Below are 24,278 nucleotides of genomic sequence, written 5' to 3' on the forward strand. Positions count from 1 at the left end.
CAATTTGGGCGATTGCTTTTTTTATACGGTTTTTCGCTGTATTAGATCATTTCAACGCTTCTTTTTACAAACGATGTTAGATCCGCACCTGATAACAACCCTCTCGATAAGAGCGCTAAATCGAAAGCTTGTTTCGCCAATTTCGCACTTTCTTCATCAGGAGAAGATAAAATTCTTTTGATTAAAGGGTGATTACCATTTACCGTTACTTTATAATTATCCGGCAATGAACCATAAAAATTCATACCACCGCCAGTTTTTGCCATATCTTTCATACGGCGCATAAATTCATCTATGGTAACGGATACAGGTAGGTCATTTTCACCGAGCGCATCTACCTCAACTTTCATGTCCTGACGAGCGATCGCTTTTTCAAAAACTTCCAAAGTTTTTTTGGACTCTTCTTCAGATAATGAAAGTTCGATCTTTTCATCTTTTTGAATAAGTTTGTCAATTACGTCCGCATCTACACGTTTAAGTTGAACTTTTTCGCCGCCCTTTTGCTCCAAGTAAGATGTAAAATGAGTGTCGAGTGGTCCATCAAGTACCAATACATCATATCCTTTGTTTAACGCCGTTTGAATAAAGCCATCTTGCTGTGCAGCATCATGTGTATATAAGTAAACGATATTACCATCTTTATCAACTTGGATATCTTTTACCTTTTCATAATATTCCTTGATGGTAAAGCTCTCATTACCGGTGTTTTTTACCAGACAGAAGTCATTCGCTTTCTCTGCGAACTTTTCATCGCTTAACATACCATATTTGATAAACAAGCCGATATCTGTCCATTTCTCTTCAAAACCTTTACGGTCAGTTTTGAATATTTCATTTAATTTATCAGCCACTTTTTTGGTGATGTAGCTATTGATCTTCTTGACATTGCTGTCGGCCTGCAAGAAAGAGCGCGATACATTTAATGGGATATCCGGTGAATCAATTACCCCGTGAAGCAACATCAGGAATTCAGGTACGATATCTTTTACTTCATCCGTGATAAACACCTGACGTGAGTAAAGCTTGATCTTGTTGCGTTGGATCTCAAGCTCATTTTTCACTTTAGGGAAGTAAAGTATACCTGTCAGATTAAATGGATAGTCTACATTAAGGTGGATCCAAAATAATGGTTCATCCATGGAATATGGATATAGTTCGCGGTAAAATGCGAGGTAATCCTCATCTTTTAATTCGGAAGGAGACTTCGTCCAGGCTGGATTGGTATTGTTGATGATATTGTCAACTTCCACAGATTTATATTTTGGTTTACCTTCCTCATCTTCTCCATCTGGCTCTGAGCTTGTTTTTGTACCAAAACGAATTGGAATAGGAAGGAACTTTGCATATTTATCCAAGATATCCTGTAGACGTGCTTGGCTCAAAAATTCAGTGGACTCGTCATTGACATGCAGAATAACATCTGTACCACGTGTTGTTCTAGTCCCTGTAGAAATTTCATATGAGGTACTGCCGTCACATGTCCAATGTGCTGGCTCGGCTCCATCCTGATAAGATAGGGATTGAATTTCTACCGTGTCAGCCACCATAAATGCGGAATAGAAACCTAAACCAAAGCGACCGATAATTTCGTTTGCATCATTGGCTTCCTTGAATTTCTCCATGAACTCTGTTGCTCCCGAAAAGGCGATTTGATTAATATATTTTTTGATTTCCTCGGCAGTCATACCAATACCGTTGTCCGAAATCGTAATGGTTTTAGCCGCCTCATCAAACTTGACGTCTACGATTAATTCACCTGTTTCGCCATTGTATTGCCCCAAAGATGCCAAACGTTTGATCTTTTGGGAAGCATCAACTGCATTAGATACCAGTTCGCGCAAGAAAATCTCATTATCTGAGTATAAGAATTTTTTGATTACGGGAAATATGTTCTCCGTGTGGATTGAAATACTACCTTTTTCTGGATTCATAATTTTATGTCGATATTTAATTTTATGATTTTGGTGATGAGTGTACAATCCATGTTCCAAATGGCGATAGTAGGACAGGATGGCAGAAATTCATTCATTTTGTCATAAACGTTCAATAATACGGAAGTCACCGAATTCGAATCACTGTCAAGCAGCTGATTTAAATAGGAAAAGATATTGAAGCTCACGTGAGAAGTAAGCAAATATGGGTATTTGATCAAAAACAGAACGCTTTTGATTTACAAATAGCTTAATTTAATTCTGGGCTGCGTGGAAAATTGGCGACATGGGCGTATTTTGGCCCAAGGCCGATAATGGCATCTTTCCAAAGCAGTTCACCATTTCCTTCAAAAATAATATCATGATGGTATTTATTTTGAACGGCCCAACTATTACCCTTAATTTCATTGTCCAATTGACCACTCGACCAACCGGAATAGCCAATGAAAAACTTAATTTCATCAGATTTAATCTGATCCTGCCGAATGGCGTCGATAAGCTTTTCTTCATCCCCGCCAAAATAAAGATTCGGTGCCACTTCTTCGCCGCTCAGTAGAAGATCAAATCGACTGTGTACAAAGAAAAGACTTTCTTGCGCCACCGGTCCGCCAAGATAGATCGGGAAAGTACAGGCTCGTATTGGCTCCAATAATTGGCCAATTTGAACATTGGTCTTATTATTCAGTACAAAACCCAGACTTCCCTCCGTGTTATGGTCGCATAACAGGATAACAGACCTTAAAAACCGGGGATCCAGCATAAATGGCTCCGAGATTAATAAACTTCCTTTTTGTGGATCTAATTCGTTAAACATAGGATACAGAATTAAGTGTACATTGTAAATAAATCCTTTTTTATTTAACGTATGCGAGATCTATGCCAAAAAAAACGTTTTTGGTAATTTCTACTAAGTTTATAGAGAAAAAGCAATGATTTTAGTAAGTTTGTACGAATATAAAAATAGATTTCTATGTCCATTCAACATAAAGATATTGCAGCGATCAGACAAGATTACGTATTGGGTAACCTCTCTGAATCGGATGTGGATCATGATCCCATCCGCCAGTTCAAAAAGTGGTTTGATGAGGCAATACATAGTGAGGTGATTGAACCCAATGCGATGGTATTGTCCACGGTGTCGTCACAACATTTGCCTTCATCAAGGATTGTGTTATTAAAAGATATTTCAGATGGTGGCTTAGTGTTCTTTACCAATTATGAAAGTCGGAAAGGAGAGGATATGAAAGACAATCCGCATGCGGCGCTTTTATTTTTCTGGCCCGAGTTACAACGACAAATCCGCATTGAAGGAGTTATTGAATTTGTGAATGAATCGGATTCGGATGAATATTTTCAATCGCGTCCCAAAGGTAGTCGCATAGGTGCTTTGGCATCACCGCAGAGCCGTGAGATCCCAAACCGGAATTTTCTGGAGAGTAGAGTCGAAGAACTTTTGGATCAATATGGTCATGATGAGCTTATTCCTCGGCCAGCACATTGGGGGGGGTATAATTTAAAACCGATCTATTTTGAATTTTGGCAGGGGCGTGCTAGCCGTCTTCACGATCGCATCGTCTATAAAAAGGTATCAGATTCTTGGAAAATCACGCGTCTAGCTCCGTAATATGACATTTGAAGAAATTAAATTACAACTGGTTTCCTCATTGGGAGACTCAATAATAGTGAAAGAGGAGATTGGGGGGCTACAGCCTGCTTTGTTTATCCATGCGGTAGACTTAATTTCTGTTTGCTCTTTTCTTAGAGATACTGAAGGTCTTTATTTTGACTTTTTGAGTAATATCACAGCTGTAGATTATGAAGATCACTTTACAGTTGTCTATCACCTGAGTTCCCTGCCTTATCAACATGCACTGGTATTAAAAGTGGAGCTGGAGGGCAACCGTTCATTGGATGAGCTGCCTGAAATTCCATCCGTAACTTCCATTTGGCGTACGGCAGACTGGCACGAAAGGGAAGCTTTTGATCTGATGGGGATTTATTTCACCGGACATCCCGACCTGCGACGAATTCTCCTACCGGATGATTGGGAGGGATACCCACTTCGGAAGGACTATCAGGAAGCTGAAAAATATCATGGCATTAACATTAATTGATCTGTATGGCAAATCCAAAGTATAAAGAGGCATTAGATCGCTATGAAAGGCATCTTACGGAAATTTCAGCGCAGGAGATGGTCTTGAATATGGGCCCGCAACACCCTTCAACACATGGTGTATTGCGTTTGCAGTTGATCACGGACGGCGAAATTGTCAAGGAAGTCGTTCCGCATTTAGGCTATTTGCACCGGTGCTTTGATAAGCATGCGGAATCTCTAAACTATGGGAAGACAATTCCATTTACCGATCGCTTAGATTATCTGGCATCAATGAACAATAGCCATGCTTTTGTCATGGGGGTGGAGCGCATGTTGGGGCTAGATCGTAAAATTCCCAAAAGAATAGAATATATTCGGGTATTGGTCTGTGAACTCAATCGTATTGCATCACACCTAATTGCTATCGGTACCTACGGCATCGACATTGGTGCCACAACTCCCTTTTTATGGTGTTTTAGAGATCGCGAACATATTATGAATATGTTGGAATGGGCATCCGGATCACGTATGTTATATAATTACATCTGGGTCGGTGGTCTTTTTTATGATCTACCTGTCGGTTTTGAAGCGCGTTGTGCAGAGTTTATCACTTATTTTAAACCGAAATTGGTTGAATTGCATCAGATCCTGACACAGAATCAGATATTTATCTCTAGGACTGCTAATATCGGTATCTTGCCTGCTGATGTTGCTATTAATTATGGTGTTTCCGGTCCTATGTTGCGCGCATCTGGCATTAAATGGGATTTAAGACGGATTGATGGGTATTCCGTTTATCCGGAAATAGACTTTGAGATTCCAGTGGGAAAAGGGGGAATGGGGAGTGTAGGCGATTGCTGGGATCGCTACAAAGTGAGGGTGGATGAAGTATATGAATCCGTTCGTATCGTTGAACAATGTCTTGAGCGCTTAGAGAAAGATTTTAAACGTACTTCGGATTTTGATCCCCGCGCGCTCGTTCCAAAAAAAGTAAATTTAAAAGCACAGGATTACTACGTGCGTGCAGAAAATCCAAAGGGCGAACTCGGTTTTTATTTTGTAACGAAAGAAAAATCTGATATTCCTTTACGCGTAAAATCTCGCGGGCCAAGTTTCAACAACCTTTCCGTGATTTCCGAGTTAGGAAAAGGGGTGTTAATTGCTGATCTTATCGCCATACTGGGATCAATTGATATTGTTCTCGGAGAAGTCGATCGATAAAATTGCAGAATTATGCATACTGTCAAATGGTTTTGCTATAAATTGAGACTTTGTATTGAAAATGTTGCATGAAAACGCATTAAAATTTGCATATATAAGCAATATTCGCCATATTTGCAGTCTCATAATTTAAGTTTATAATTGGTTAATGAAAGCTCGTTACTCCCATAGTAGCGGGCTTTTCTTTTGTTAGCCATCTTGTTTTGACCATCAGATACTTTATTGTTCAGTGCTTGGCAGATGTTGCTATATTCCTTCCAAGGATGCTTTTTGTAACAATTTAAGCCAAATTGTTGGAGAGAATTTGGCTTAAATTGTTACCTTTACTGGTCTTAAATAATTGAAAGTGGCGGAGAGTTTAGTAATTATTCCAACATATAACGAAAAGGAAAATATTGAAAAGATTATTCGCAAAGTTTTTTCCTTATCACACGCATTTGATATTCTGATTGTAGACGACGGGTCACCTGATGGTACGGCGGATATCGTAAAAAATTTACAGTTGAATGAGTTTTCTGACCGTTTATTTATAGAAGAACGGAAAGGAAAATTGGGCTTAGGGACCGCCTATATCCATGGATTTAAATGGGGGCTAGCGAGAGCGCATTATCAGTATATCTTTGAAATGGATGCGGACTTCAGTCACAATCCGGAGGATTTGATCCGTTTGAGACAAGCCTGTGTGGATGGTGCTGATATGAGTATAGGGTCCCGGTATATTAAAGGCGTAAATGTTGTCAACTGGCCGATGAGCCGGGTATTGATGTCCTATTTTGCATCTGTATATGTACGTTTTATTACTGGAATTAAAATTCAGGATGCTACGGCTGGTTTTGTCTGTTTTACACGGGAGGTTTTGAAGACTATTCCTTTAGACAAAATTAAATTTGTAGGTTATGCTTTCCAGATTGAGATGAAGTTTACGGCCATTCAATATGGTTTTGATGTTGTGGAAGTTCCTATTATATTTACGGATAGAACTGAGGGTACGTCCAAAATGAGTACAAGTATCTTTAAGGAGGCTTTTTTTGGTGTGATCCAGCTGAAATTGGGAAGTCTTGGGAAAAGGTATAATAGAAATTAATGTTATTGGTTGATGAACGAGAATTTAGATCCAAATCCTGAACGTTTGAGCAATACCGATCGCGATATCGAACGGGCATTGCGTCCTCAGGTTTTTGAAGATTTCACGGGGCAGGCAAAAATATTGGAGAATCTAAATATTTTTGTGAAAGCTGCGCGATTGCGAGGAGAAGCGTTGGATCACGTCTTATTACATGGTCCTCCGGGACTGGGTAAAACAACCCTTTCGCATATTATTGCGAATGAAATGGGGGTGGGTATAAAAATTACTTCAGGCCCTGTATTGGACAAGCCGGGAGATCTGGCGGGGCTATTGACAAATCTGGAGGAGGGCGACGTACTGTTTATCGATGAGATCCATCGTTTAAGTCCTTTGGTGGAAGAGTATCTTTATTCAGCGATGGAAGATTTTAAGATCGATATCATGCTGGAGACAGGCCCTAATGCCCGTTCCGTGCAGATTTCGTTGAATCCTTTTACGCTTATTGGAGCAACGACGCGGTCGGGTCTGCTAACAGCTCCATTGCGTGCGCGTTTTGGGATCAATTCTCGGCTTCAATATTATGATGCAAAGCTATTGACCACGATCGTGCTTCGTTCTGCACAAATCCTGAATACACCGATTTCTGATGAAGGTGCCTTTGAAATTGCGCGTAGGAGTAGAGGTACGCCAAGGATAGCCAATGCATTATTACGTCGTACACGAGATTTTGCGCAGATAAAGGGAAATGGAAGTATCGACCAAGAAATTGCGAAATATGCGCTGAATGCACTGAACGTGGATGAAAATGGCCTCGATGAAATGGACAATAAGATCCTGACAACAATCATTGATAAATTCAAAGGCGGGCCTGTAGGGCTTAAAACTGTTGCGACAGCTGTAGGAGAAGATGAGGGGACAATCGAAGAGGTATACGAGCCCTTTTTGATTCAGGAAGGTTATATTATGCGTACTTCGAGAGGACGTGAATGTACTGAAGCTGCCTATAGACACCTCGGTCGTACAGCTAATCCAAAAGGGAATACCTTGTTTTAATTTCCACGAATTATTAAAAAAAGTGCTTTGCTCAGCCTCTTTGGAGGATTCGGTTTGTGCGGCTTAGTAATGCCGGGCTAGGTTTTATCTTTTGAAAATGACTTATCTGCGCAAGGAGTTCTTCTTTTACCCAAGGATGTTTCTTGCTCAGATTATTTAAGATATCCAAGCAATTGACCAAAACCGCAACAGGGCATTGCTGGTCTATCATCCATTGAAAAGCGTGTTCAATGAGTTGTTCTTCGGTCTTGTCATCAAGAAGATAGCTCTTATTCTTTTTAGAAGTCAGGTATATCAAAATTTTACTATAGCTTCTCAGACAGCTCCAATTTTTCTGGTTTTTCAAATTATCAAAGAATTGCGGTAAAAGCCCTTGTAGCAAAGTTGTATCCTTTAGTACAATTGTTTCGAATACCCATGCGGCCCGGAAAGAAATCTTTTTATCTTTTTCCAGAGAAAGGCTGAGCAAATCCTGAAGGCTAATGCCCGCGAGCATATCTAAAGAAAAATCCGTTACCTCAAATGATCTTAAGGTAACGGATAAAAACTTTATTTTGTCGGTGTAGGTCATAAACCCGCTTACTTTTGAGGTTTTTCTCTGTTCATCTCTGTCATATCGACTTCGTTCATTTTAGAATCACCCAAGAGATATTGACTGAAATAATCACCCATTTTCCAGAAGAAATATTCTGTCATATCACCAAATCCATGTCTTTGACCGGGTAAGAGCAGGAAATCAAATCGCTTATTTGCCTTGATCAGTGCATCGACCATCCGAATCGAGTTTGCAGGATGTACATTGTTGTCAATATCGCCAGTCGCTATCAAGAGCCTTCCTTTTAGATTCTTGGCCAATTCCGTATTTTTATTGATCTGGTATGAAAAAGTCGTATCGCCTTTTGCCGATACTTTTTCTGTGACGCCATGATGGCGCTCGCTCCACCAGCGGTTATAAATCTGATTCTCATGGTTGCCGGCTCCGGATACGGCAACTTTAAAGAAGTCTGGGTAGACAAGCATAGCTGCTGTGGACATAAATCCACCGCCAGAGTGGCCTGTGATACCTACACGATTGATGTCGATAAATTTATAACGGTCAGCAAGCTGTTCCGCTGTCACCTTTTTGTCTTCCAATCCATAATCACGCAGATTGCCATAACCATAGGTATGGTACCATTGTGAACGGGATGGGTGACCACCTCGGTTACCGACAGTGACTACGATAAAGCCAAATTGAGCCAATCGGTCGATTCGGTCCATGCTACGTCCAAAAGATTTATTGACAGCCTCTGTTTGTGGCCCTGGATAAACATATTCTACAATGGGGTAGGTCTTTGTGCTATCAAAATCAAAAGGCTTGTACATGACGCCATAGAGGTCCGTCGTGCCATCTCCGGCTTTTACCTTAAATGGTTCGGGGAATTTATAGCCCGCAGCAAATAAAAGCGAAAGGTCGGCCTTTTCGAGAGTCATGATCTTTTGTCCATTGCTGTTCAATAACACAGATTCGGGCACTGTATTCACTCTTGAAGAGTTGTTTACAAAATATTTGGACGACTCGCTCATTTCAATCTGATGATCAAAGTTTCCGGGATTCAGAAGTTTAATTCCATTTCCGTTCAGATTGACGCTATAGTGGTGGAGGTAGTAGGGATCTTCATTTTTCTCGCGGCCAGACGCCGTGAAAAACAGTGTCTGTGTCGTCGGATCTATCCCTGTAATTTCTTCGCAGTGAAAACTTCCCTTAGTGATTTGATTAAGAAGCTTACCATTCGTGTCATAGTAGTAGTAATGTCCCCATCCATCTCTTTCTGACCAGTGAACCAATCGCTTGCCATTTTCGGTCAAAAGCGGTTTTTGAACATCCAGATACACATTGGATCGTTCCTGAATAATAGGGTTTACAGTTCCATTTACATTTACCTTTAGGAGATCTATTCTTTTTAAATCACGGCTGGAGCGTGAAATATAAAATTCTTCGTTGTTACCCAGCCAGTAGTTAATATAATAATCTTCCTTATATGAATTTTTGTCCGGGGTTTTGGTCCAGTTGGAAATGGTCTGGTTTTTAAAAGCGGCTATATTTATGCGGCGTGGGGTCTTTGTCGCTGCTTCAAAGATATAGAATTCAGTTTCAGTTGAATCAACTTCACCCGGCATTTGGTATTTATAAGTCTCCAGGGTAGGACGGGCTGAACCAACATTGTTGATCACCCACAAAGGTCGCAACGACCGGTTATCTTTTCTGGTCAAGGTAAAATAGCGGCCATCCGGTGACCAGCTTATCCATACGCGTTTACGTTTCGTTTCATTGTCTTTGTCCTTTTCGTCGCCCGTGGTAGTACTATATTCATCGCCACCCCAAGCGTAATATTGTACGCCATCCTTCGTGATCTGGTGCTCGACAATCGTACTATCCTTCTCATTTTTGACTGCTTTGAGATAGTTGGCCTTATCCATCCAATACAGATTAAAGTCTTTGGCGAAATAGATCGTATTGGTGTCCGGAGAAAAGCTTGCCCAAGCCAGCGGAGCTTTAACCTTTGTAGAATCACTGATTTCATTTACTGTTTTCGATGCGAAATCATATTCCAAATAAAAGAGCTTTTTCTTTGTTGTGTCTGACTTGTTTTTAAGTTTTTCAATCTCATCTTTGGACTTCAGGGTATCTTTCGTGCTCTGAACCTGGAATCTGATCTTTTTTTCATCTTTAGTGAATCTTAAGCCTTGTAAGTCCAGGTGTTGTGCATCAACGGGATTTTTGACAATCTTTGTTATTTGTGCAGCAACGCTTTCGCTATCAAAAAGAGGTTCTTTCTTTTTAAGTGATGGATTGACGATATACCAGTTTTTGCCTTGTGGACTTGCGTAATCGTACCAAAAGCGATCTGAGAAGTTGATCCAGTTTGGTTTGATGGTCGTCGAGAAAATCATTTTTTTTAATTTCTCTGGGGAAAATTTGGCAGCCAATTGATAGTTAGGTTTTACCGAATGCTCCGGAATCTGCTGCGCCGAGCTAAAGTAGGGTAATAAACTGGCTGCAAAAATAAAATAGAACTTATGCATCAAATAAATATAGATAATTGTGTAATCTTGGTTTTGGCCACTAAAATATTCAATATTATACAGTCATACGAATGATTCATGTAATAATCCTATGATGGATAGAAGTTTTCATTAAAATTTACCAAAAAAAGTTCCTCTGTTGCCCGAGTAATGCCGGTATACAACCAACGCAGAAATTCAAGATCCAACATTTCATCATTGATATAGCCCTGGTCAACAAAAACAATCGGCCATTGGCCACCTTGTGCTTTGTGGCAGGTAATTGCAAATGCAAATTTAATCTGGAGTGCATTATAATAGGGGTCTTTTTTAATGGCTTCCAGTCGATCTTTCTTATCTAAAATATCTGCATAGTCCATACCAATCTCTTCATACAGATTTTTTTGACTTTCATAGGAGAGGTTGGGGCCATCCGTATAAAGACTATCCAAGATAACACGGCAGGTAATGGGTTCGATTTCATCAATATCCACAAATTCGAGTGTGACATCCGCGAATCTATAGCCATGTTGCTCGTGGATATTACTTACCTTCCGGACTTTAGCCATATCACCATTTGCAATAAAACCATCGCCCATATTATTTTCCTGTAGCCAGAAGTAATTGTTTTTCACCACCATGATGTAATCTCCACCCGTTAATTCTTCATCTCTAAAAAGTATTCTATTGCGGATGTTCTGATTGTATAGGTTAGCGGAGCGATTTGAACGGCATATAATCATGGTATTTTCAATGCCATATTTGTCATAAGCGTAATTTATCCCTTCAATCAATCGTTCTCCTGTCATGCGGTAAAGGTCTTTAAATCCTTTTGTTATGAATTTTGGAAAAGGAAAGTCAAGCTGTCCTTCCTCAGCGGATATGATCTCGTTCCGTATTTTTGTTGCATTGTACAATATTCCCGAATCTTGAGCCTGTCGGACCACAGTGGTCAATTCGTAGGGATACACACAAAGATGAAATTCATGTTCAAGATAATTGGGGTTCAAGGCGGGGCTGTCCAATAAGCCCACCGGCGGTAATTGGGCAGTATCACCAACGAACAGGAGGCTGCAATTTTTGCCGGATTGTACATATCTGAACAGGTCATTTAAGAGACTTTTTGAAAATACGCTTACCGATTCATTGGAAATCATAGAAGCTTCATCAACGATAAATAGGGTGTCCTCGTGTAAATTCTCCGCCAATGTAAAGTCGAGTTGAAAGGAAATAGCGGATTTCTTTCGATAAATCTTTTTGTGGATGGTCAGTGCTTTTCGCCCGGAATAATAGCTCATCACTTTGGCAGCTCGACCTGTGGGGGCCAAAAGCACAGCACGTTTTTTTAGCACAGGCAGTACTTTGACCAGCGCCGCGATCAATGTTGTTTTTCCAGTCCCGGCATAGCCTTTAAGGACAAAACAGGACTGCTTGTCAAATGCGAGCAGAAACTCCTCCAATAACTCGAATGCTTCCAGCTGCTGTGCAGTGGGCTGCCAAGGGAATTGTTGTATTAACAGGTTTTTGATGAACACGCCCAAAGTTATTTAAAAGGTTTGTCTTATCCTTCAGAAAAAGCTATTTTTGCTTTAACAAGTTTTTATTTTTACAATTCAGCGAATGAATTATATTTCAAAACAATTTAACATTCATTATTTACCTGAGTATAATCTTTTGGTAAAAGCTGGCTTTCAAAAAGATGTGTTAGCGGTAGTCGATAAGAAGTCAGTGGTACCTATACTGATAGAATACCCTTCGGAGGAGCCAATCTTAGATGCGACAAGAATAATGAGTTTACCTTTTCGGTTCGTTCGGATTGTTATTCCGCACCAGAGTTTTACATTTATACCTAAAGAGGTCTTTCAGGAGGATAATATTGCGCAATATGTACAGTTCCTAGGGACTTCAGATCTTGAAAATACATTTATTTACCATTTAGATAACCTTGGCTTTGTTGCTTTATATCAATTTGATAAGTTGCTTTTGAATCGTTGGCTAAGACTGTTTCCGGATGCTGTTATTCTTCCTGAGTTTGCAGTTGTATTGGATCGGGCGCAGGAACGCATAGCAATTAGGGGTAGTGTGCTGGGGCTACATTTCGTCGCTGATACTATTGTTGACTTTTACCTATTCAAAAATGGAGTTTTCCAACTTTACAATAGCTTTGAAATCCATAATCTGGATGATATTAGTTATTATGTGTTGAATATATTGAGTCAATTTAACCTTGGCGGGTCAATTGATAAGGTACTCCTTTCCGGTGAGGTGCCCAATGATTCGTATTATAAACGAATTGCATCCTATGCGGGAGATGTTGAAATATTGGATCTAAAAACAAAAGTAGCTTTGGCAGATCAGGAGGTCAGTGGTAATTTAACAGCATATAATGTGTTATTTGATTCAATATTATGCGAATAATAGGGGGTAAAATCGGTGGTCTAAGGCTGAATCCACCCAGCAATTTACCGGTAAGGCCAACCACAGATATCGCGAAGGAAGCTCTGTTTAATATTCTGCAGAACCGCTTAGAATTTGATGGCTTAAATTGCCTTGATCTTTTTGCTGGAACGGGGAATATTAGTTTTGAGTTAGCTTCACGAGGAGTGGAACATGTGGATTCGGTCGATTTAAATTTTAAATGTGTACAATACATTATGGACACAGCAAAAAAAATGAAGCTGGAGCAGATAAAAGCCAAGAAAGCGGATGTTTTTAAATTTATTACCAGCTGCAAAAGTACCTATGATTTAATCTTTGCAGATCCGCCTTATGATATTCCAAAGCTACCTCAACTGCCAAAATTGATTCTCGAAAACAATCTATTAAATGATAATGGGCTTCTTATTGTCGAACATCCATCTACAAGGCAAATGGAAGAACATCCGAATTTTATAGAAACCAGAAAGTACGGGTATTCATCTTTCTCATTTTACACAAATTCTTTATAGTATGAAAATTGCTGTTTTTCCAGGCTCATTTGATCCCTTCACGTTAGCCCATCAAGATCTAGTCGAACGAGCTTTGCCGTTATTTGATAAAATCATAATTGCTGTTGGGTATAATGCAAATAAAAAGGGCATGTTGGACCATGATGAACGGGTCAAATGCATACAAGAGGTCTTTCGGGATGTCAATGTAATCGAAGTGATGAAGTATAATGGTTTGACTGTGGATTTCTGCCAGAAAGTTGGTGCTAAATTTATATTACGTGGTTTGCGAAATACGGGAGATTTTGAATTTGAGAATGCGATCGCACAAAATAATCTGTTGTTAAACCCGGTTGTTGAAAGTTATTTTTTGATGAGTAGGTCTGGGAAAGCACATATATCTTCAACCATCGTGCGGGATGTATGGTTTAATGGAGGGGATATCAGGGCGATGGTGCCCACTGAAGTGCTCGCATTGTTAAATGAGAGGAAGCCATAATAGTTCGTCATTAGGCGCTAAACACATATGTTTTTTAACGAAATGCGGACAAAATTTTATTTTGCCCGCATTTGTTTTTAATTGAAAAACAGTATTTTATGTATCTTGTTGTGAATCGTATGTTTAGTTTTAGGTCGCTAGTGTGACGATTTTAGCCATATAGGTGCCAAATAATATTCTGAATGATGATAAGGTTGAGATTAAACGACTTATCGTCAGTTTGTTAGAATGTCTGGACCAGATTTATCCATAGGCACTAGCCGTATCTAATAGAGACATTTCTTCGGAAGACAAATTTATCTTGGTTGCATGGGTTAATTCTTCAAGCTGTTGCAGAGAAGTAGCGCTTACGATGGGCGCGCTTACTGAAGGCCGATGCAGAATCCATGCGAGCGCAATTGTAGGCATCGCGACTTGTCGACCGTGGGCTACTTGGGCTAAGGCGTCGAGAATACGGAGTCCTCGGTCATTAAACCGGCCTTTTAGCGCATCGGAGCGTTTCGCATTTTTAATATCATCCACTGACTTATATTTTCCTGAAAGAAATCCGCTGGCCAAAGAATAATAAGTGATCACACCTAAATGATTTTCGAGTGCGAGCTGTTCATAATCTTGCTCATATTTTGAGCGGTCATATAAATTATATTCGGGCTGAATGGAAATATAGGCAGGGAGATTGTTCTGTTCTGCGATCAGTAAGGACTCTTTAATACGCTCGGGACTTAAATTGGAGGCTCCAATCCATTTTACTTTGCCTGCCAGTACCAATTGTTGGTAAGCTTCAAGTGTTTCGTCTATTGCCGTTGAAAGATCATCATGATGTGACTGATAAAGATCTATGGTGTCAATCTGTAATCTCATGAGCGATTCGTCAACCGACTTTATAATGTGTTCTTTTTTTAAATTGGGCCTGTCATTGCCGGCCCGACGACCACCAACCTTGGTGGCAATTTGAATTTTATCCCGGATATCCCGTTTATTGATCCATTTCCCAATGATGGATTCGGACTCTGATCCGGTGTGACCTGGGACCCAATGAGAATAGTTGTTGGATGTATCTATAAAGCTAAAGCCCATATCGACAAATGCATCCAAAAGAGCAAAGGACTGTTGCTCATCGACAGTCCAACCAAATACATTCCCGCCAAAAATGATCGGTTTAAATTCAATTTCACTATTGCCTAACTTAACCTTTTCCATGAGTTGCCTATTATTTCCTTTTTAAAACTAATAAAAAAATGCCAGTTAGACCTTCGAAACGGCATTATAAATAATTTTATAAAAAATTTCTGATTCATTTTCAGGTAGTTTAGGAAAAGTAATAGGGGGGGCTTTGGAAAAATAAAAACTTTCCTTACTTTTGCATCATCCCAAACGGATATGCCCGGATGGCGGAATTGGTAGACGCGCTGGTCTCAAACACCAGTGGGAAACCGTGCCGGTTCGACTCCGGCTCCGGGTACAACAAAAGGCTTTTCATATTGAAAAGCCTTTTTTATTTATATTTTCCTTCTGACAGAACATGTTTTGGATAGGCTAAATGCAAAATCGCATTCGAAAACAACAAAAATAAAACTCAGCGAATAAGATTGAACGAATAAAAAAACACCATCGGGTAGGAATCCGATGGTGTTACGTAAAATATATAGTTTGATTAGTTTTTCGCTAATACCATCTCTGGCTCGGCTTTACCGCCATGACAAGTTTTACAGGAAATCGCTTTAGCTGGAGAGCTGTCCCAACTGCGATTGAAATACTTTTTATTAATCTTTTGTGTCATCTTGATCATTGCGCGACCAACTTCTTTTTTAGGGTTTTCGTCGCTCGCAAAGTCCATCTTTTTAGGATCTTCTTTTGAAGGCGCATGGCAAAATCCGCATTTGACACCTAATGCAACATTAAACTCTTTCATTGTTGCGATCAATTCGTCATGCGAAATGTTTTTTGGGAGAACTTTCAGATTTGTTGGTTTAGGATCTTCCTGAGGCTTTTCCTGTTGGAAACTAAATGCACTCAAGGCAATGGCTATAGCAAATACAGAAGCAATAGCTCCAATCTTTTTTATGTGTTTCATTTCTCTTTTCCTTATGCTTAACTAAATGTAAGAATAATGGAATACTTAAGCAATGAAAAATGAAATTATTATGACAATTTAGATTGATTATTATTTACGAATAGCTTCTGTAACCGTCCAGGACTGACCTTCCAATTGGTAATCAATTTTTAACAGTTTCCCCTGGATTCTCACATCTTTTAGTTTGGCGGTATCGTTGGAGATCCAGGTACTGTCGTTGACCTTAGTAAAGCGAACACCTGTAATATTCGGAACCCCGGTAAAAAACTCAATTTTATAAGATTCCGGATTTCCCTCGCGCTGAATACGGATCAATCGATTGGATCGATCAACCGACAACGAGCTGCTCTGAAATTGGACTCTACCGATAAAACTTCCAGAGGCATCTGTTGTTTCTCCATCGGAAGTTTCATTCTTTTTACATGAAACAACTGTAATAAGGCATAAAACAAGCGCGACTAATGGATGGAAAAACTTCATGTGTATATATTTTGGACTAAAATACGGTTTTTGGATCAAAAACTCAATTGATCAGACCGGAAATGATATTGATCGTCAATGCGACAACAAAAGTATTTAATGTAAAGGAGAGTAAGCCATGAAATAAGACGATACGTCTAATTTTTTTTGACGAGATACCCACATCAGAAACCTGGAATGTACAGCCCATAACAAAAGAAAAATAAGCAAAGTCCAAATAGTCTGGCTTATCATTCCCCGGAAACTCCAGGCCACTACCATCGGAACCGTTTTCATAGTACAGACGAGCATAATGAAAAGTATATATTGTATGAACCAAGCACCACGAAGCCACCATGGCAAGCATGCAAATGGCAATAATGTAAGAGTCGTCAAGTTGCTTACTCTTGCTTGATATAATAATCATTAGGACTGAAATAAAACAACTGATGGTAACTAGTATAATAAATAGAGACACAAAAAGTCGGCTGCCGTCTTCTTGTTGTGCCTTTTTTGTTATGGAAGACACCGGCATTGTATAGAATGTGTACCAAGAAAGCAGTATATAAGAAACACAAAATCCAAACCAGCATAACACCAGGCCTAGCAAGGGCAAGGATTTAATCGGGGAGAGCAGATATGTAAGGATAAAGGCGCAAATTGCTATTAAAGCCCGATGAATGGACTTCATTTGATGTAGGGCTGTTTTTATTTTTCCCATGGTCGTAGATTAACAATCAAATTGCTCATTTGCTTCGAAAATCAATGGATTTCCACTATTGGAAAGAAACAATAGGAGCGCTTCTTCCTCGTAGTGACTTGGATTGGAAAAAATAAAATCCAACTGTCCGTCCCGATCTATATCGCCGACAAACTGCGTGGACATAAATACATGTTCATATTGATCTTTTTGAAATAATGTCAATTCATTCCTTCCTCCAAAGGTTGCGTTGAGCTTATAATTGGCTACTTCGTGAAATATTTTTTCATGTCCTTTTTCGTCGGTCTGTACTTCGGTGGATTTTATATCTCCCGACCCTTTGAGTATAACATGCTGCTTTCTAAAATTATATTCCACGGATTCCTTGGGCCATATTTCTGAGTGGTTTATCTTTACGTTCTCCAATGCTCCTGTTTTCAATCCTTTTATATTTAAAAACAAAAGGGAGTTCCTTTTCGACTCAACACTTTTTGAGGGGACCTGAGCACACTCATCATAACCATCCTTGACTTCATAATCCACTTTGTCCAAATAATACTTTCCTTCGAGCTCATAAAGATCAAACCAATCATTGTTCAATACTGCGGTTGGATCTTCCTTTTCCCAGATGCGATAACTGCGTACTAAGAAAATCTGTCCCTTTGAGCTGTCGGATGTAGCAGCTACGGATAACCTGGCACTATCTTTCGATATCAAAGATGTGTCATCTTTCGTGATAGTCGAATCTATCGCAGTACCTTTCTTTTTGGTAAAAGGGCTATCACAAGCTTGAATAAAAAGCAGTGTAAATAGGAAAGTAAAAGCAGAATAATTGTTCATATGCCGTGAATTTTATTTAAATATATAAAATTCACGACATATAAGACCTGAAGATTTTTTTAGGAGAGCGCTTCCTGAAGTAAAGAAAAGGATTTGAGGCATTTTTCATCGTCAAAGATATAGGATGTAGCCATAATTTCATCAACTTTATGATCTTTGACAAATTTTTCTATCTCAGGGCCGATCTTATTTTTATCCCCGACAAAGGCACAGGAAGCCATGCTCTGTACAGCTTGTTCGATGGCTGGAATTCCCTTATAAATGACCTCTTCTGTAGGCGGAGATAAAGGTTTTCTTGTATTCGTTACAATGCCGGCAAATAAATTAAAAAAGCTCGTGGACAAAAACTCGGCTTCTTCGTTCGTATCGGAAGCAATCACATTGACACAAGAAATAAAATAGGGTTTATCCAATACCTTCGAGGGTACAAAGTTCTGATGATATATCATACTCGCCGATGCAAATTGCGCTGGAGCAAAATGCGTGGCGAAAGCGTAGGGAAGCCCTAAGCTAGCGGCTAAGTAAGCACTATCCGTACTGGAACCTAAAATATACAGTGGGATTTCCAGTCCCTCACCGGGGAATGCACGTACTTTTGCATCATAATTATCGGTACTAAAATACCGTTGGAGATCTTTTACCTCCTGCGGAAATTGGAATGCGGTATTTAGATTGTTTCTCCGCAAAGCCATTGCAGTCAATTGGTCCGTACCCGGCGCACGGCCTAAACCAAGATCGATCCGACCCGGAAATAATGTTTCCAAGGTGCCAAATTGTTCCGCAATCACTAAGGGTGCATGATTGGGCAACATGATTCCGCCTGAACCAACTCTAATTCGGCTTGTATTGGAAGCGATGTGTTGTATAAGTAAGGAGGTGGCCGAACTTGCGATGTATTCCATATTATGGTGTTCGGCAACCCAGATTCTTTTAAAATCTAGTTGTTCGATATGTCGGGCAATTTTTACACTGCGATCAATTGCACTGGCGGTATTTTCTCCTTTTTTGATGGGAGCTAAATCTAATGCTGATAATACGATTTTATCCATACATTAAAATTACATAGAAGAAATAGGACAATTGTAATGAAATTGTCTATTCTATGATTCGTTGTGTATGTATGACAATTAGCTGATCATTCAATACTGTGGTGAATAAGCTAAAGCTGTCGCCGCTGTCTTTAATCTTAAATTTCTTTTTTATCTCTTCCGTTTTTAAGGGGAAATTTTTTGCGATAATATCAGCTTGTAACGGAGTTTTGTTTTTCTTGAATTCTGTAAAAGATTCAACCTCCTTTATCTTAAATATTTTGCCTGGGAAATCTGGGATTTTCCGATCTGACGTATATAAATGAGTACTTTTGTGTAGTTTTTTTATTCCAAAAAGAGAGGCAATTGTTTTAAAAGCACCAGCCTTGGTCAGGGCAACATCTGGCTCATAAAGATAGGATAGAGGCGCACTGTACTCCACAAGGGTACTGCGTTCTTCCGAATAAGTAAAGGAGATGACCTGTTGTTCCTCTTTGAACAGTCGGACGGCATGAATGACCGGCTCACCTTCAAAATCTTTCTTTTGGATGAAAATAAGTTCTTTACAATCATTTTGTAAGGAAACAACATACACATCCTTTACATGACTCAACATACCTAATGCCGAAGAAATATCCAATAATGGCGCGAGCTTGCTGATAATAATATGAGATCGTTCAAAAAAGCGATGCTGTAGTTCCACCAAATTAGGTTCACATTCATCCAGCAGAAATACTTTCTTATTCTGAACCCTGCGCGAAGGATCCAAGTATATATAATCATATTCCTGTGAATTATTAAGGATATAATCTACACCGTTTGTCGCTATAACCTCGATATTTGTCGCAGATAAGACCTTGGCATTATGCGATGAAATCTGCGCCAGATCCGGGTTGAGCTCACAGGATATGACTTGTTTTGCACGTGTCGAAAAATAAAAGCTGTCGACGCCAAAACCACTGGTTGCATCAATTAAACGTGTGCCTTCTTGAATAAGCGAGCTTTTAAATAGTGCTGTTTTTTCAGATGAACATTGTTCCAGATTCAGTTTCGCGGGAAAATAGATTCCCGGAGTTGTCGTCCATAATGGGATTTTAGTCCCCGCACGCTGCTTACCATCCAGCTGTGCAGCTAGTTCAGAAGACGATATTCCTTCAAAAGGAGATTTCTTTAAAGCTATTTTAGCAGGAGACTCTTTTAGGTGTTTTTCCAAAAACAGCTGTACCTCCTTTTGAAGAATTAATGTATTCATTTATATTTTCTTAACGAGAAGCTGGCAAGTATATCTATCCTTTAATTCACTGATCACTTCTTTATCAACCAAAACACGATCAATAGTCTCCTGGTTATAATAACGGATCGTGATTAGTTCAAGGCCAGACTCATAGGTAACTTTAAACCGCTGTTCAAGATCATTAATTAAATCCACGACGTTCTTTCCGGTATCGTCCACCGAGACGGTGAAATTGATGGCCGTATTGTGCATCATATTGATTTTGATGCGATGTTGGTGGAAAAGATTAAAGATATCTCTGAGGTTATCTTCCACGATAAATGAAAAATCCCGTGGTGAAATTGAGACAAAAATCTGATTTACTTTAAATATAAACGAAGGAACCGGTAATGTCTGATTTGTACTTCTAATTATTGTTCCCGGAGAATCTGGGTCAACAAAAGAGCGCACATTTAAAGCAATTTTCTTATTCTGCAACGGTTTGATCGTTTTCGGGTGGATTACTGTCGCACCATAATAGGTAAGTTCAATAGCATCGGTATAAGATAGTTCGGGAATCAGTTCAGTTTTTTCAAACCATTTCGGATCAGCATTGAGAACGCCTGGGACGTCTTTCCAGATTGTTACATTTTCAGCATTTAAACATGACGCAAATATAGCCGCAGAATAATCGGACCCTTCGCGGCCTAAAGTTGTCGTAAAATTCTCCGATGTAGAACCAAGGAACCCCTGTGTAATGACAATATATTCATCTAATATGGATGGAAGTTCGGCACGGATTTTCTCTTCTGTTTTACTCCAATCCACCACGGCTTCGCGGTAGGTATTATCGGTTAGGATATAGTCGCGTGCATCCAGCCATTTGACCTTTTCGCCGATAAAAGCTACATATGCAGCCACGATTTTGGTAGAGATCAGTTCGCCCATCGACACAATTTGGTCAAAGAGATAATCATAAGAGTCTTGTGGATCCTCTTCCAAAATCCATTCGATCTCGACGAAACAGTTGGAAATCTCATCGAAAATAGGATGCTCAGTATTGGGAAATAGGTCCTGAAGAATTTGAAAATGGAATGCTTTGGCTTCTTCAAGGGTCTGAAACTGCAAGCCTGTATGATTATAATATTCCCGGGTCAATTTTTCCAGAAGGTTTGTTGTCTTACCCATGGCAGATATAACGACCAACAAAGCTTCACCTTTGTATTTCGAAATAATCTTCGCTGAATTTCTGACACTTTCCGCATCCTTTACTGATGCACCGCCAAATTTAAAAACCTGCATTTATTTTATTGAGTTTAGTTGATTGCTAATTGATGCTATTGATATAATGTAATCCTTTTTCTGAGATTAGATCTTTAAAAGTTGTATAGGGAATACGTAACTCCGTGCCGCCTTCAGCATAAGATTTAATTTCATAAATATTATAGTAGAATAAAAGTTCGTTTTTCTCAAATGTGAAGTTATCTGCAAGTGAAAACTTACCATCTTCAAAAAAATATTTTCCATTCAGGGAATCGTCCGTGGCCAATCCTTCCTGTTTACGAAAGCACTGTTCGGCTATGGTCATGAATCTGTCTTTATCCTGCTTACGAATGATATCATCAATTGTAATGGGATTATTCGACTGTCGATCAAAGTTTGAATATAAGGTTACATGATCGCCATGTGCTCCGCCTGTATATTCCTCCTGTTTTGTTCGTATAGCGAGATAAGCAGGCGTATTTGCTACAACATCTACCTGGAGATCTCGATTCCAGGTAGCCGTGGATTTACCATTGTTATCATCCACATATTCGTTATAAGCATTGATAAAACGGCGGGCGGCTTCTTCCATACTGGTATCTCCCTCGAGATGAACAATAGAAGAAATCAGGGCATTGATCTTACCTTCCTCGAAGACCGGATAACTTGCCCGAAAATAAGTAGTATCCAATTGGTCATCTTCCTTTAGAAAATAGTTACTATGTTCATCAACCATTTTTCTCTGATAAACAAGGGTATCCCCAAGTTGTTTTATAGCTGGGGTGGTGCCTTTGTTTTGACATGAATGCAACAGGCAGCCTATAAATAAAATTTCCAAAAAGAGATAATGCCGCATTGAATTGATTTTTCCTCTGTTAATTTTTAATAAGTGATCGACACATTAATCCACTCCGAATCAAAATCAGCTTTATATCGTTCATAGAATTTTATGGCAGACTCATTCCAGTCCAAAACTTGCCATACCATTCCGTGATAGCCACATTCTTTTCCGTAGGCAAGTGTCCTGTCAAACAGTTGTTTGCCCATTCCTAGGCCACGCATTTTTTCGGTAACGATTAAATCCTCTAGGTAAAGTCTTCTTCCTTTCCAAGTTGAGTATCTGACATAATATAATGAAATTCCAACAATTTCTCCGCTCATTTCTGCGACAAATGCTCCCCAAATAGGATTTTGTCCAAATCCGGCTTCTTCAAACTCCGTGAGGGAAACGGTTACTTCATCTGGCGCTTTCTCATAGACTGCCAATTCTTTGATTAGCTCCAGCATCTGTGGACAGTCGGATTTTGTTGCAGCGCGTATAATTGCTTTAGCCATTATTTTTATAGTGTTTAATTACTCTTTTGCCAAAAATTGTGCTTCCGATACGAACCATCGTGGATCCTTCTTCAATCGCTAATTTGTAATCCGATGACATTCCCATGGAAAGTATTTTAAAATAATCGTCTTTGCGGTAGAAACTCGCTTTAACGCCATCAAATAACATCTTTAATTCATAGAACTCTGCTTTTACTACTTTTTCATTGTCTGTATTGGATGCGATTCCCATCAGTCCACAAATACGGATATTTTTTAACTCGAGAAATTCTTCATCACGGAGCAGCTCGATCAGTTCCGCATGATCCAAACCAAATTTAGTGTCCTCATCGGCAATATAAACCTGCAATAAACAATCGATAATACGATCTGCCTTTATTGCATGTTTATTAATTTCCTTTAAAAGTTTTAAGGAGTCTACAGAAGCAATTAAGCTAACAAACGGCGCAATATATTTTACTTTATTTGTTTGTAAATGTCCAATCATATGCCATTGAATATCTTTGGGTAAAAGCTCTGCTTTCTCAATTAATTCTTGAACATGATTTTCACCAAAAACACGTTGACCAGCCTCGTAGGCTTCCATGATTTCTGAATTGGACTTTGTTTTTGAAACCGCTACAAGCTGCACGCCCTTCGCTTCGGTTTCCAATCTTAAAGCTTCTAAATTACTCGCAATGCTCATTTCCGATATAGTTTGATGATGTAAAAAGTGCCAAATGTCGGTGCTTTTTGTAAATTTGTACAAAACTACGAAATGCTACGATTAATACTGAATCTACTTGCGGTGATTTTTTTATTTGGTTCCTGTGTAAGACCAGAAGAGAAGGATATTATCTCACAAAGCAAATTTGTAGATGCTTTGACAGAAATTCAATTGATAGATTCATATCTCAATATCTTGCCCATTGATAGTGCACGCAAAGTGATGGTGCCTTTGTACCAGGTAACTTTTGATAAATACGGACTGGACTCTGTGTCTTTTAAGAAGAACCTGGACTATTATGGTAAAGATGCGGAGGTCATGTCGGCTATTTACAAGAAAGTGGAGGATAACCTGAACAAGGAGAATAAGTTTTATACGGATATCGAACGCAAAAAGCTGGATTCTATCCGTACGAGAGACTCTATTGTCAATGCACGGATCCAGGATAGTACAAGTCGTGTGATGCGACAACAGCAACAGTATCAGGAACGTATTGATGCTCTTATCCACTACAAACCAAGTAAGGAAAAGTTCAGTTTTAAAGAGGCTTCGTTATTGTTTAATAAAAATTTCCAGCAGAAAACAGGTATTAGTTTGGATAGCTATTTAATGAATCAGCTATCTACTGGTGGTTCAATCTTACCAATTGGAACAGCAGCACCTGCTTCGACAGGAAATCCAGTGGTCCCGCCAACAACACCTGGCACGGCAGCAAAGGACACTGCAAGGTTACCAAAACAAATGGAGCAGAAGCCCACACAACCGCTTCTTACTCCGCCACAGACTTTAAAGCCTGTGTCAAAACTTTAACCATCAAAAGAAT

The 24,278-nt window shown here is 39.4% G+C and carries 25 protein-coding genes and 1 tRNA gene; 10 read left to right on the forward strand and 16 right to left on the reverse strand.

Annotated features, from left to right (window positions below):
- Positions 1 to 41: 41 nt before the first annotated feature.
- Positions 42 to 1,931: a molecular chaperone HtpG gene (gene htpG / locus ABDW32_RS03580; protein ID WP_343559418.1), complete on the reverse strand. Its 1,890-nt coding sequence runs from the start codon at positions 1,929 to 1,931 to the stop codon at positions 42 to 44.
- Positions 1,932 to 2,181: 250 nt separating this feature from the next.
- Complete coding sequence (locus tag ABDW32_RS03585) at positions 2,182 to 2,745, reverse strand: YqgE/AlgH family protein (RefSeq protein WP_343559420.1); 564 nt, start codon at positions 2,743 to 2,745, stop codon at positions 2,182 to 2,184.
- Positions 2,746 to 2,901: 156 nt separating this feature from the next.
- Here ABDW32_RS03585 and pdxH point away from each other — a divergent pair, with 156 nt between their 5' ends.
- The 5 genes from pdxH (at position 2,902) to ruvB (ending at position 7,366) form a co-directional block, all read left to right on the forward strand.
- A complete protein-coding gene (pdxH, locus tag ABDW32_RS03590; protein ID WP_343559422.1) occupies positions 2,902 to 3,555 on the forward strand; it encodes a pyridoxamine 5'-phosphate oxidase in 654 nt (217 codons plus the stop codon).
- Between the two features lies 1 nt (position 3,556).
- A complete protein-coding gene (locus ABDW32_RS03595) occupies positions 3,557 to 4,045 on the forward strand; it encodes an NADH-quinone oxidoreductase subunit C (RefSeq protein ID WP_343559424.1) in 489 nt (162 codons plus the stop codon).
- Between the two features lie 77 nt (positions 4,046 to 4,122).
- A complete protein-coding gene (locus ABDW32_RS03600; protein WP_343559666.1) occupies positions 4,123 to 5,247 on the forward strand; it encodes an NADH-quinone oxidoreductase subunit D in 1,125 nt (374 codons plus the stop codon).
- Positions 5,248 to 5,593: 346 nt separating this feature from the next.
- A complete protein-coding gene (locus tag ABDW32_RS03605; protein ID WP_077435741.1) occupies positions 5,594 to 6,331 on the forward strand; it encodes a polyprenol monophosphomannose synthase in 738 nt (245 codons plus the stop codon).
- Between the two features lie 12 nt (positions 6,332 to 6,343).
- Positions 6,344 to 7,366 carry a Holliday junction branch migration DNA helicase RuvB gene (gene ruvB / locus ABDW32_RS03610; RefSeq protein ID WP_343559433.1) on the forward strand — a complete coding sequence of 341 codons (1,023 nt, stop codon included), beginning with the start codon at positions 6,344 to 6,346 and terminating at the stop codon, positions 7,364 to 7,366.
- A 31-nt stretch (positions 7,367 to 7,397) separates the two neighbouring features.
- Here ruvB and ABDW32_RS03615 read toward each other — a convergent pair whose 3' ends face one another.
- From ABDW32_RS03615 to ABDW32_RS03625, 3 genes are all read right to left on the reverse strand, one after another.
- A complete protein-coding gene (locus ABDW32_RS03615) occupies positions 7,398 to 7,937 on the reverse strand; it encodes a hypothetical protein (protein ID WP_343559435.1) in 540 nt (179 codons plus the stop codon).
- 8 nt (positions 7,938 to 7,945) lie between these two features.
- Positions 7,946 to 10,432, reverse strand: coding sequence for a DPP IV N-terminal domain-containing protein (locus ABDW32_RS03620; RefSeq protein ID WP_343559438.1), 2,487 nt, complete (start codon positions 10,430 to 10,432; stop codon positions 7,946 to 7,948).
- 89 nt (positions 10,433 to 10,521) lie between these two features.
- Positions 10,522 to 11,946 carry an AAA family ATPase gene (locus ABDW32_RS03625; RefSeq protein WP_343559441.1) on the reverse strand — a complete coding sequence of 475 codons (1,425 nt, stop codon included), beginning with the start codon at positions 11,944 to 11,946 and terminating at the stop codon, positions 10,522 to 10,524.
- Positions 11,947 to 12,031: 85 nt separating this feature from the next.
- On the opposite strand from ABDW32_RS03625, the gene ABDW32_RS03630 reads away from it, so the two are divergent.
- Genes ABDW32_RS03630 through coaD form a run of 3 tightly spaced genes read left to right on the forward strand, consistent with a single transcriptional unit; the run spans position 12,032 to position 13,837 of the window.
- Positions 12,032 to 12,829: a DUF3822 family protein gene (locus ABDW32_RS03630; protein WP_343559443.1), complete on the forward strand. Its 798-nt coding sequence runs from the start codon at positions 12,032 to 12,034 to the stop codon at positions 12,827 to 12,829.
- The gene (rsmD, locus tag ABDW32_RS03635; protein WP_343559446.1) at positions 12,820 to 13,359 is read left to right on the forward strand and encodes a 16S rRNA (guanine(966)-N(2))-methyltransferase RsmD; all 540 of its coding nucleotides are present in this window, start codon (positions 12,820 to 12,822) and stop codon (positions 13,357 to 13,359) included. Before ABDW32_RS03630 ends, rsmD begins: the two co-directional genes overlap by 10 nt.
- 1 nt (position 13,360) lies before the next feature.
- A complete protein-coding gene (gene coaD / locus ABDW32_RS03640; RefSeq protein WP_343559449.1) occupies positions 13,361 to 13,837 on the forward strand; it encodes a pantetheine-phosphate adenylyltransferase in 477 nt (158 codons plus the stop codon).
- A 243-nt stretch (positions 13,838 to 14,080) separates the two neighbouring features.
- On the opposite strand, the gene ABDW32_RS03645 is transcribed toward coaD, so the two are convergent.
- On the reverse strand, positions 14,081 to 15,037 hold the full coding sequence (locus ABDW32_RS03645) for an aldo/keto reductase (protein WP_343559452.1): 957 nt from the start codon (positions 15,035 to 15,037) through the stop codon (positions 14,081 to 14,083).
- A gap of 182 nt (positions 15,038 to 15,219) precedes the next feature.
- Between ABDW32_RS03645 and ABDW32_RS03650 the strand changes: the two genes are divergently transcribed.
- Positions 15,220 to 15,299 (forward strand) — tRNA-Leu (locus tag ABDW32_RS03650).
- A gap of 192 nt (positions 15,300 to 15,491) precedes the next feature.
- On the opposite strand, the gene ABDW32_RS03655 is transcribed toward ABDW32_RS03650, so the two are convergent.
- The 10 genes from ABDW32_RS03655 to ABDW32_RS03700 form a co-directional block, all read right to left on the reverse strand.
- Entirely contained in the window at positions 15,492 to 15,911 is a 420-nt protein-coding gene (locus ABDW32_RS03655; RefSeq protein ID WP_343559455.1) for a c-type cytochrome, read from the reverse strand.
- Positions 15,912 to 16,001: 90 nt separating this feature from the next.
- Positions 16,002 to 16,391 (reverse strand): hypothetical protein, encoded by a 390-nt coding sequence (locus ABDW32_RS03660; protein WP_077433276.1) that lies wholly within the window; start codon positions 16,389 to 16,391, stop codon positions 16,002 to 16,004.
- 43 nt (positions 16,392 to 16,434) lie between these two features.
- Positions 16,435 to 17,091 carry a DUF1345 domain-containing protein gene (locus ABDW32_RS03665; protein ID WP_343559462.1) on the reverse strand — a complete coding sequence of 219 codons (657 nt, stop codon included), beginning with the start codon at positions 17,089 to 17,091 and terminating at the stop codon, positions 16,435 to 16,437.
- Positions 17,092 to 17,100: 9 nt separating this feature from the next.
- Positions 17,101 to 17,910 (reverse strand): hypothetical protein, encoded by an 810-nt coding sequence (locus ABDW32_RS03670; protein WP_343559464.1) that lies wholly within the window; start codon positions 17,908 to 17,910, stop codon positions 17,101 to 17,103.
- Positions 17,911 to 17,969: 59 nt separating this feature from the next.
- Positions 17,970 to 18,959, reverse strand: a complete 990-nt coding sequence (locus ABDW32_RS03675; RefSeq protein WP_343559467.1) for an LLM class flavin-dependent oxidoreductase — start codon at positions 18,957 to 18,959, stop codon at positions 17,970 to 17,972.
- A 46-nt stretch (positions 18,960 to 19,005) separates the two neighbouring features.
- Positions 19,006 to 20,190 carry a hypothetical protein gene (locus ABDW32_RS03680; RefSeq protein ID WP_343559470.1) on the reverse strand — a complete coding sequence of 395 codons (1,185 nt, stop codon included), beginning with the start codon at positions 20,188 to 20,190 and terminating at the stop codon, positions 19,006 to 19,008.
- Positions 20,191 to 21,453, reverse strand: a complete 1,263-nt coding sequence (locus tag ABDW32_RS03685) for an aspartate kinase (RefSeq protein WP_343559473.1) — start codon at positions 21,451 to 21,453, stop codon at positions 20,191 to 20,193.
- A gap of 25 nt (positions 21,454 to 21,478) precedes the next feature.
- Positions 21,479 to 22,270 carry a DUF4163 domain-containing protein gene (locus ABDW32_RS03690; RefSeq protein ID WP_343559476.1) on the reverse strand — a complete coding sequence of 264 codons (792 nt, stop codon included), beginning with the start codon at positions 22,268 to 22,270 and terminating at the stop codon, positions 21,479 to 21,481.
- 26 nt (positions 22,271 to 22,296) lie between these two features.
- Complete coding sequence (locus ABDW32_RS03695; RefSeq protein WP_343559479.1) at positions 22,297 to 22,749, reverse strand: GNAT family N-acetyltransferase; 453 nt, start codon at positions 22,747 to 22,749, stop codon at positions 22,297 to 22,299.
- Complete coding sequence (locus tag ABDW32_RS03700) at positions 22,742 to 23,434, reverse strand: YggS family pyridoxal phosphate-dependent enzyme (protein WP_343559482.1); 693 nt, start codon at positions 23,432 to 23,434, stop codon at positions 22,742 to 22,744. Before ABDW32_RS03700 ends, ABDW32_RS03695 begins: the two co-directional genes overlap by 8 nt.
- Positions 23,435 to 23,506: 72 nt before the next feature.
- On the opposite strand from ABDW32_RS03700, the gene ABDW32_RS03705 reads away from it, so the two are divergent.
- Positions 23,507 to 24,265, forward strand: a complete 759-nt coding sequence (locus tag ABDW32_RS03705) for a DUF4296 domain-containing protein (RefSeq protein ID WP_343559484.1) — start codon at positions 23,507 to 23,509, stop codon at positions 24,263 to 24,265.
- Positions 24,266 to 24,278: the final 13 nt, after the last annotated feature.

This window comes from Sphingobacterium sp. (assembly GCF_039596235.1).
GTDB lineage: Bacteria > Bacteroidota > Bacteroidia > Sphingobacteriales > Sphingobacteriaceae > Sphingobacterium.

What these genes read in the sequence shown, in the direction of transcription:
- ABDW32_RS03690 (WP_343559476.1), bottom strand. Translation starts at nt 22,270, where the DNA reads ATGCGGCATTATCTCTTTTTGGAAATTTTATTTATAGGCTGCCTGTTG.
- ABDW32_RS03600 (WP_343559666.1), top strand. Translation starts at nt 4,123, where the DNA reads ATGGTCTTGAATATGGGCCCGCAACACCCTTCAACACATGGTGTATTG.
- ABDW32_RS03660 (WP_077433276.1), bottom strand. Translation starts at nt 16,391, where the DNA reads ATGAAGTTTTTCCATCCATTAGTCGCGCTTGTTTTATGCCTTATTACA.
- ABDW32_RS03615 (WP_343559435.1), bottom strand. Translation starts at nt 7,937, where the DNA reads ATGACCTACACCGACAAAATAAAGTTTTTATCCGTTACCTTAAGATCA.
- ABDW32_RS03645 (WP_343559452.1), bottom strand. Translation starts at nt 15,037, where the DNA reads ATGGAAAAGGTTAAGTTAGGCAATAGTGAAATTGAATTTAAACCGATC.
- ABDW32_RS03680 (WP_343559470.1), bottom strand. Translation starts at nt 20,190, where the DNA reads ATGAATACATTAATTCTTCAAAAGGAGGTACAGCTGTTTTTGGAAAAA.
- ruvB (WP_343559433.1), top strand. Translation starts at nt 6,344, where the DNA reads ATGAACGAGAATTTAGATCCAAATCCTGAACGTTTGAGCAATACCGAT.
- ABDW32_RS03655 (WP_343559455.1), bottom strand. Translation starts at nt 15,911, where the DNA reads ATGAAACACATAAAAAAGATTGGAGCTATTGCTTCTGTATTTGCTATA.
- ABDW32_RS03685 (WP_343559473.1), bottom strand. Translation starts at nt 21,453, where the DNA reads ATGCAGGTTTTTAAATTTGGCGGTGCATCAGTAAAGGATGCGGAAAGT.
- ABDW32_RS03705 (WP_343559484.1), top strand. Translation starts at nt 23,507, where the DNA reads ATGCTACGATTAATACTGAATCTACTTGCGGTGATTTTTTTATTTGGT.
- ABDW32_RS03665 (WP_343559462.1), bottom strand. Translation starts at nt 17,091, where the DNA reads ATGGGAAAAATAAAAACAGCCCTACATCAAATGAAGTCCATTCATCGG.
- coaD (WP_343559449.1), top strand. Translation starts at nt 13,361, where the DNA reads ATGAAAATTGCTGTTTTTCCAGGCTCATTTGATCCCTTCACGTTAGCC.
- ABDW32_RS03675 (WP_343559467.1), bottom strand. Translation starts at nt 18,959, where the DNA reads ATGGATAAAATCGTATTATCAGCATTAGATTTAGCTCCCATCAAAAAA.
- pdxH (WP_343559422.1), top strand. Translation starts at nt 2,902, where the DNA reads ATGTCCATTCAACATAAAGATATTGCAGCGATCAGACAAGATTACGTA.
- ABDW32_RS03585 (WP_343559420.1), bottom strand. Translation starts at nt 2,745, where the DNA reads ATGTTTAACGAATTAGATCCACAAAAAGGAAGTTTATTAATCTCGGAG.
- ABDW32_RS03630 (WP_343559443.1), top strand. Translation starts at nt 12,032, where the DNA reads ATGAATTATATTTCAAAACAATTTAACATTCATTATTTACCTGAGTAT.
- ABDW32_RS03670 (WP_343559464.1), bottom strand. Translation starts at nt 17,910, where the DNA reads ATGAACAATTATTCTGCTTTTACTTTCCTATTTACACTGCTTTTTATT.
- ABDW32_RS03595 (WP_343559424.1), top strand. Translation starts at nt 3,557, where the DNA reads ATGACATTTGAAGAAATTAAATTACAACTGGTTTCCTCATTGGGAGAC.
- ABDW32_RS03620 (WP_343559438.1), bottom strand. Translation starts at nt 10,432, where the DNA reads ATGCATAAGTTCTATTTTATTTTTGCAGCCAGTTTATTACCCTACTTT.
- rsmD (WP_343559446.1), top strand. Translation starts at nt 12,820, where the DNA reads ATGCGAATAATAGGGGGTAAAATCGGTGGTCTAAGGCTGAATCCACCC.
- ABDW32_RS03700 (WP_343559482.1), bottom strand. Translation starts at nt 23,434, where the DNA reads ATGAGCATTGCGAGTAATTTAGAAGCTTTAAGATTGGAAACCGAAGCG.
- ABDW32_RS03695 (WP_343559479.1), bottom strand. Translation starts at nt 22,749, where the DNA reads ATGGCTAAAGCAATTATACGCGCTGCAACAAAATCCGACTGTCCACAG.
- htpG (WP_343559418.1), bottom strand. Translation starts at nt 1,931, where the DNA reads ATGAATCCAGAAAAAGGTAGTATTTCAATCCACACGGAGAACATATTT.